2 protein-coding genes are annotated in these 3,585 nt (G+C 49.6%); both read left to right on the plus strand.

Annotated elements, in window-relative coordinates:
• The first annotated feature begins 25 nt into the window (after window positions 1-25).
• Entirely contained in the window at window positions 26-2,125 is a 2,100-nt protein-coding gene (locus QVO97_RS08155) for a heavy metal translocating P-type ATPase (protein ID WP_022359852.1), read from the plus strand.
• 192 nt (window positions 2,126-2,317) lie between these two features.
• A complete protein-coding gene (locus QVO97_RS08160) occupies window positions 2,318-3,085 on the plus strand; it encodes a prolipoprotein diacylglyceryl transferase (RefSeq protein WP_022359853.1) in 768 nt (255 codons plus the stop codon).
• Window positions 3,086-3,585 lie beyond the last annotated feature (500 nt).

A 3,585-nucleotide genomic window follows, 5' to 3' on the forward strand; every position in this document is an offset into this window, starting at 1 on the left:
TTCTATAACCGGAGGAAGATGAATCATGAAATTCATTATAAAGCATGAAATCAAAGGAAGAATCCGTATCAGCCTTGCCCGGAAATTCCATACCGTGCGCGAAGCGGATGTTCTGGAACAGTATCTGCTTGGTCTGGACGGCGTGACGGCGGCCAAGGTGTATGAGCGGACAGCAGATGCGGTTATCTATTATAAGGCGGATCGGGAGGCGGTACTCGTACAGGTAGCGGCGTTTGATGGTCAGATTACCGAAAAACAGGAGATGGCAGTTAAAAGCAGCGGACGCGCCCTGAATCAGGAGTACAAAGAAAAGCTGATTCAGAAGGTACTGACCCGTTTTGCGACGAAGACATTTCTCCCGGCGCCGGTCCGTGCGGTATACACGTCCGTGCAGGCGATCCGTTATATCGTAAAAGGTATCCACTGCCTCGTATTTAAGCGCAAGCTGCATGTGGAGGTGCTGGATGCGACGGCGATCAGTGTTTCCCTTCTGCGCCGCGATTTCAATACAGCTGGCTCCGTTATGTTCCTGCTCGGCGTCGGTGAGCTTCTGGAGGAGTGGACACATAAGAAATCCGTTGGTGATCTGGCGCGGAGCATGTCCTTGAACGTGGAAAAGGTCTGGAAGAAAGTGGACGGGACCGAAGTCTTTGTACCGCTTTCGGATGTTACCGCGGGCGACGAGCTGACCGTCCATATGGGTACAGTGATTCCGCTGGATGGTGTCGTAGTGAGCGGCGAGGCGATGATCAATCAGGCTTCGATGACCGGCGAATCCCAGCCGGTCAGAAAAGAGCCGGGCAGCTATGTTTACGCAGGAACCGCGCTGGAAGAGGGCGAGATTACCTTCAAGGTAGAAAAATCCGCCGGCTCTACCCGTTATGAGCGTATCGTACAGATGATCGAGGATTCGGAGAAGCTCAAATCATCCGTTGAAGGCAAGGCGTCGAACCTGGCAGATGCACTCGTTCCGTGGAGTCTGGGCGGTACCGCGCTTACCTATTTGTTGACCCGCAATGCGACGAAAGCACTGTCGATTCTGATGGTTGATTTCTCCTGTGCACTGAAACTGGCAATGCCGCTTGCAGTCCTGTCTGCGATGCGTGAGGCAAGCCAGCATCACATTACGGTCAAGGGCGGCAAGTTCCTGGAGGCAGTTGCCGAGGCAGAGACGATCGTATTTGACAAGACCGGAACCCTGACCAAGGCAAAACCGGTTGTATCCGATGTGGTATCTTTCAACGGCATGGAGAAGGAAGAACTGCTTCGTATCGCAGCCTGCCTGGAAGAGCATTTTCCGCATTCGATGGCAAATGCGGTCGTACAGGAAGCGAAAAAACGTCATCTGGTACATGAGGAGATGCACTCGAGAGTGGATTACATCGTAGCGCACGGTATCGCTACCTATGTGGGCGAAGAACGCGTCGTGATTGGAAGCCACCATTTCGTATTTGAGGATGAGAAGTGCACACTGCCGGAGGATGGAAAAGAGAAGTTTGAGAACCTTCCGGAAAATTGTTCCCATCTTTACATGGCAATCGGCGGACAGCTTGCAGCCGTTATCTGCATCGAGGATCCGCTGCGTGAGGAAGCACCGTCTGTCATCCGCCAGTTAAAAGAGGCTGGATTTAAGCGCATTGTCATGATGACCGGCGACAGCGAGCGGACCGCAGCGGCGATCGCGAAGAGGGTCGGCGTGGATGATTATTTCTCCGAGGTACTTCCGGAGGATAAGGCGCGCTTTGTTGAGGAGGAGAAGGAAAAAGGCCACAAAGTTATCATGATCGGTGACGGCATCAACGATTCACCGGCCCTGTCAGCGGCAGACGCGGGCATCGCAGTCAGCGAGGGCGCAGAGATTGCCAGAGAAATCGCGGATATCACGATCAAGAAAGATTCCCTGGATGAAGTCGTGCTTCTGCGTCATCTGAGCATGGATCTGATGAAACGTGTCCATGGAAACTACCGTTTCGTTATCAGCTTCAACCTAGGTCTGATTCTCTTAGGCGTGGCTGGTATCATCACACCGTCGATGTCGGCGCTGCTGCACAACAGCTCGACACTGGCGATCAGCTTAAAGAGCATGACGAACCTGCTGCCGGAGGAAGAGCGGGAAGAGGCGTAAGGAGTCTGGATACGGGCTTGATTGTATCCTCAATTATAAAATAAGTACAGTGAAACAGATGTAGAATGGGAAGAAAAAAGCCTGTTTTACATCTGTTTTTCTGCTATCTATTAACATTTGTTTTTTTATATAAATAATGCTATAATCGAAAAGCATCAGGGAACGTAAACTAAATAGGAGGATAAACCTTTCATGAAAAATGACTTATTCACAATCGGCAGCATCACGATCCACGGCTACGGTCTGATGATCGGCATCGGCATTATCGCTGCGTATTACCTGGCAGAGTACCGGGCAAACAAGCGGGGGATGGATGTCGATATGATCCTCTCGATCGCGATCTGCGGTGTTGTATGTGGAATTTTAGGTGCAAAACTTCTGTACTATGTCACAATCTTTGACGAGATTCTGGCAAACCCGAAGAAATTGCTAGATATCAGCGACGGATTTGTCGTGTACGGCGGCATCATCGGCGGCGTGCTGGGCGGCTATGTGCTGAGCCGGATCAAGCATATTTCTTTTTTCCAGTATGCGGATTTGGTCATGCCGTCGGTTGCGCTCGCGCAGGGCTTTGGACGGATCGGCTGTTTCCTGGCTGGCTGCTGCTATGGTATGCCGACCCACAGCCATTTTGCGATCGTGTTCCACGATTCGGACTTTGCCCCGAATAACATTCCGTTGGTTCCGACCCAGCTCATCTCAAGCGGTCTGGATTTTCTGCACTGTCTGCTGCTTCTCTATGCGGCGAAAAAGTGCAAAAAACAGGGGCAGGTGGTATCACTGTATCTGATCTGCTACAGTCTGGGACGCTTCGTGCTGGAATTTTTCCGCGGTGATTTGAACCGGGGAGCGGTCGGATCCCTCTCGACTTCACAGTTTATCTCGTTGTTTATCTTTGCGGCGGGCGTGGCGATGTTTGCGTTCTGCGGGAAGAGGACGGAAGTACTGTTAGAAAAGTAAAAATTTTACTGAGCAAAGGACAGAATCGCAGAGTATGAGGCAACACATAAATGTCAACCCAAATAAAAAATATTCTTGACATTTTACCAAAATCGCTGTATGATACCTCTGATATGGAAAATCTTAACATTTTAAGAGTCATCCATGCAAATATATCTGACCACCTGTGAAACAGGGAATGGCCATACGGACAGCCGGGTCAAATGCCGATTGGCAGTGCGAACTGCCCTATTGATTGAGTTAAAAGCTCAATTTTATAAGTTGGTTACTTTACAACCAGTGCTCATGCACATCAACTTGTAAAACGGTCAATAAGAGTGGTAAAAGTAGATATTTGCTATATAGACTCTGAATGTGAAATTTCTGTGGATAAAAAGGTTTGAAGCAATGTGCAGTATATGCGGTAAATAGGGACAAGGGAAGATTTCGCAGGTATACGGCAGATTTGTAAAAATAGAGCAAAGCAGAAAAAGAACGTTTTTGCGGATGATGTGGAGACA

The organism is Clostridium sp. CAG:43 (assembly GCF_000434655.1).
Classification (GTDB): Bacteria; Bacillota; Clostridia; order Lachnospirales; family Lachnospiraceae; genus Otoolea; species Otoolea fessa.

Bases quoted from the DNA above. Each gene is read 5' to 3' on its own strand.
- QVO97_RS08155 (WP_022359852.1), top strand. From the start codon at position 26: ATGAAATTCATTATAAAGCATGAAATCAAAGGAAGAATCCGTATCAGC.
- QVO97_RS08160 (WP_022359853.1), top strand. From the start codon at position 2,318: ATGAAAAATGACTTATTCACAATCGGCAGCATCACGATCCACGGCTAC.